General features: G+C 57.2%; 1 protein-coding gene and 1 pseudogene. Both read left to right on the top strand.

The window, feature by feature from the left end; all coding sequences use genetic code 11:
- Positions 1 to 909: pseudogene (locus AZF04_RS22095) on the top strand (hypothetical protein); the annotation flags it as partial.
- Positions 910 to 1,249: 340 nt separating this feature from the next.
- Positions 1,250 to 3,707, top strand: a 2,458-nt coding sequence (locus AZF04_RS22090; RefSeq protein WP_459543467.1) for a beta strand repeat-containing protein, incomplete at its 3' end; no start/stop codon positions are given.

Raw genomic sequence — 3,707 nt, 5'->3', positions numbered from 1 at the left:
AACGGGAGTCACAGGGGTAACAGGAGCCACTGGAATAACAGGCCCTATCGGGGCAATAGGATTAACGGGTCCAACTGGACCAACAGGACTAACAGGAGTCACAGGGTCAACAGGACAGACTGGTCCGATAGGAATAACCGGAACGACTGGAGTAACCGGTCCAACCGGAGCAACGGGGTCAACCGGTGCAACAGGAATCACCGGTGCAACAGGAGCCACCGGTGTCACTGGAATAACAGGAGTAACAGGAATAACTGGCGCTACGGGAGCTACCGGAGTCCCTGGAATAACAGGAGCAACAGGTNGGAACGACTGGAGTAACCGGTCCATCCGGAGCAACGGGGTCAACCGGTGCAACAGGAATCACCGGTGCAACAGGAGCCACCGGTGTCACTGGAATAACAGGAGTAACAGGAATAACTGGCGCTACGGGAGCTACCGGAGTCCCTGGAATAACAGGAGCAACAGGTTTAACAGGAGTCACTGGACCTACAGGTACAACTGGAGTAACAGGACCCACGGGAATAACCGGGCCTACCGGAGCAATTGGCGTTACCGGTATCACTGGAGTAACAGGAGCAATAGGCCCAACGGGAGCAACAGGAGTCACTGGAGTAACCGGCCCCACAGGGGTGACTGGAGCCACCGGAGCAACCGGGGTCACAGGAGTGACNAGGAGCAATAGGCCCAACGGGAGCAACAGGAGTCACTGGAGTAACCGGCCCCACAGGGGTGACTGGAGCCACCGGAGCAACCGGGGTCACAGGAGTGACCGGAGCAACAGGTTTAACAGGAGTGACTGGACCTACCGGACCTACCGGAGTAACTGGAGTAACCGGTTCAACAGGCCCTACCGGAGTGACGGGTGCTACCGGAAGCAGGGGATTAACGGGAGTCACAGGGGTAACAGGAGCCACTGGAATAACAGGCCCTATCGGGGCAATAGGATTAACGGGTCCAACTGGACCAACAGGACTAACAGGAGTNAGTAACGGGAGTCACAGGGGTAACAGGAGCCACTGGAATAACAGGCCCTATCGGGGCAATAGGATTAACGGGTCCAACTGGACCAACAGGACTAACAGGAGTAACAGGGCCAACGGGAGTCACAGGAGTTACTGGTTTGACCGGAGTAACAGGTGTAACGGGACCAACTGGTCCCATAGGAATAACCGGAGTAACAGGCCCACCGGGGTCAACTGGCGCGACGGGTGTCRCTGGAGTAACAGGTCCAACCGGTCCTACAGGAGTGACAGGGATAACAGGAGTCACTGGACCTACAGGTACAACTGGAGTAACAGGAACCACGGGAATAACCGGGCCTACCGGAGTAACTGGTGTGACCGGAGCAATTGGCGTTACCGGTATCACTGGAGTAACAGGTCCAACAGGAGCAATAGGCCCAACGGGAGCTACGGGAGTAACGGGTCCAACCAGCCCAACGGGAGCAACAGGTGCCACAGGAATAACGGGACCTACTGGTGTGACAGGATTATCAGGCGCTACCGGAGCACCAGGGGTAACGGGAGTCACTGGCGCTTCAGGTGTTACAGGCCCGACTGGAATCACCGGACCAATCGGAGTCACTGGACCGACAGGAGTAACAGGAACCACGGGTCCAATCGGAGCCACCGGGGTAACTGGTATTACCGGAGCCACAGGTACAACAGGGATTACTGGGGTAACTGGGGTCACAGGGACAACGGGAGTAACAGGAGTAACCGGGCCTACCGGAGTCACAGGAGTGACAGGGATAACAGGAGATACGGGAGTAACCGGAGTCACCGGGATAACCGGACCTACCGGTCCTACAGGAGCAATAGGACCAACGGGTGCAACAGGAATCACCGGACCAATCGGAGTAACAGGAGTGACAGGACCAACAGGGCCAACGGGAGCCACAGGTACAACAGGGATTACTGGGGTAACTGGGGTCACAGGGACAACGGGTGTAACCGGTGCCACCGGAGTAACAGGAGCAACCGGTGCAACTGGAATTACAGGAATAACGGGTCCAACCGGTCCTACAGGAGTGACAGGCCCAACAGGGGTGACTGGAGCCACCGGGCCTACTGGAGTCACGGGGATAACAGGAGTCACCGGGATAACCGGACCTACCGGTCCGACAGGAGCAATAGGACCAACGGGTGCAACAGGAATCACCGGACCAATCGGTGTAACTGGAGTGACAGGACCAACAGGGGTAACTGGGTATACGGGTCCGACAGGGCCAACGGGAGTCACCGGTTCAACAGGGATTACTGGGGTAACTGGACTCACAGGAGCAACAGGAGTGACAGGATCTACCGGAGCAACTGGGGCTACAGGGGTAACGGGAGTCACCGGGGTGACAGGATCAACAGGAATCACGGGAGCCACTGGTTCGACTGGTGCCACAGGGCCTATCGGAGCAACAGGTACAACTGGTCCAACGGGACCGACGGGAGCCAACGGTGCAACTGGAGTCATTGGAGTAACAGGACCCACAGGTGTCANAGGGCCTATCGGAGCAACAGGTACAACTGGTCCAACGGGACCGACGGGAGCCAACGGTGCAACTGGAGTCATTGGAGTAACAGGACCCACAGGTGTCACCGGTGCCACTGGAATAACAGGAGTCACAGGAATAACGGGTCCTACTGGGGTGACAGGATTAACAGGCGCTACAGGAGCAACAGGGGTCGCCGGGGTAACTGGACTCACAGGATCAACAGGGCCAACCGGAGCAACAGGAGTCACCGGAGCAACAGGAGCTGCAGGGGTAACTGGTATTACCGGAGCAACAGGTACAACTGGCCCAACGGGAGTAACAGGAGTTACGGGAATAACTGGAACAACCGGAGTTACGGGAATAACTGGAACAACCGGCCCGACAGGAGTAACCGGACCTACAGGGCCAACGGGTGTAACCGGTGCTACCGGAGCGACAGGAGCACCAGGTCCTACTGGTTCAACCGGATTAACCGGTTCGACTGGAGCAACTGGCGCTACAGGAATAACGGGTCCAACCGGTCCTACTGGAGTGACAGGGATAACAGGAGCTACCGGTGTCACTGGAGTAACGGGTATAACAGGCCCGACTGGAATCACAGGAGTTACTGGAGTAACGGGTATAACAGGCCCGACTGGAATCACAGGAGTTACTGGAGTAACGGGAGCAACAGGACCAACCGGAGCCACGGGAATCACAGGGACAACGGGAGTCACGGGTCCTACTGGAGCAACAGGAGCAACAGGTTCTACCGGTCCAACAGGACCTACCGGAGCAACTGGGGCTACAGGGGTAACGGGAGCAACCGGAGCTACAGGACCTACTGGGTCAACGGGAACCACAGGAGCAACAGGAATAACGGGAGTCACGGGTGTTACAGGAATAACCGGAGCAACTGGAGTCACAGGGGTAACCGGCCCTACGGGGCCAAGCGGAGTAACAGGAGCCACTGGTGTAACTGGCTCAACGGGAGTAACCGGTTCAACAGGGATTACTGGGGTAACTGGAGTCACGGGATCGACAGGAGTAACCGGCCTAACGGGAGTCACAGGACCGACAGGAGCCACAGGGTCGATTGGAATAACCGGGATAACCGGAATTACCGGACCGACAGGAGCAACAGGAGCCACCGGTGTCACTGGAATAACAGGAGTAACAGGAATAACTGGCGCTACGGGAGCTACCGGAGTCCCTGGAATAACAGGAGCAACAGGTT

Source organism: Alkalihalobacillus trypoxylicola, assembly GCF_001590785.1.
Lineage (GTDB): Bacteria > Bacillota > Bacilli > Bacillales > Bacillaceae_D > Alkalihalobacillus > Alkalihalobacillus trypoxylicola.
The sequence above is the reverse complement of the archived record's forward strand: the minus strand, read 5'-3'. Positions and strand labels throughout refer to the sequence as shown.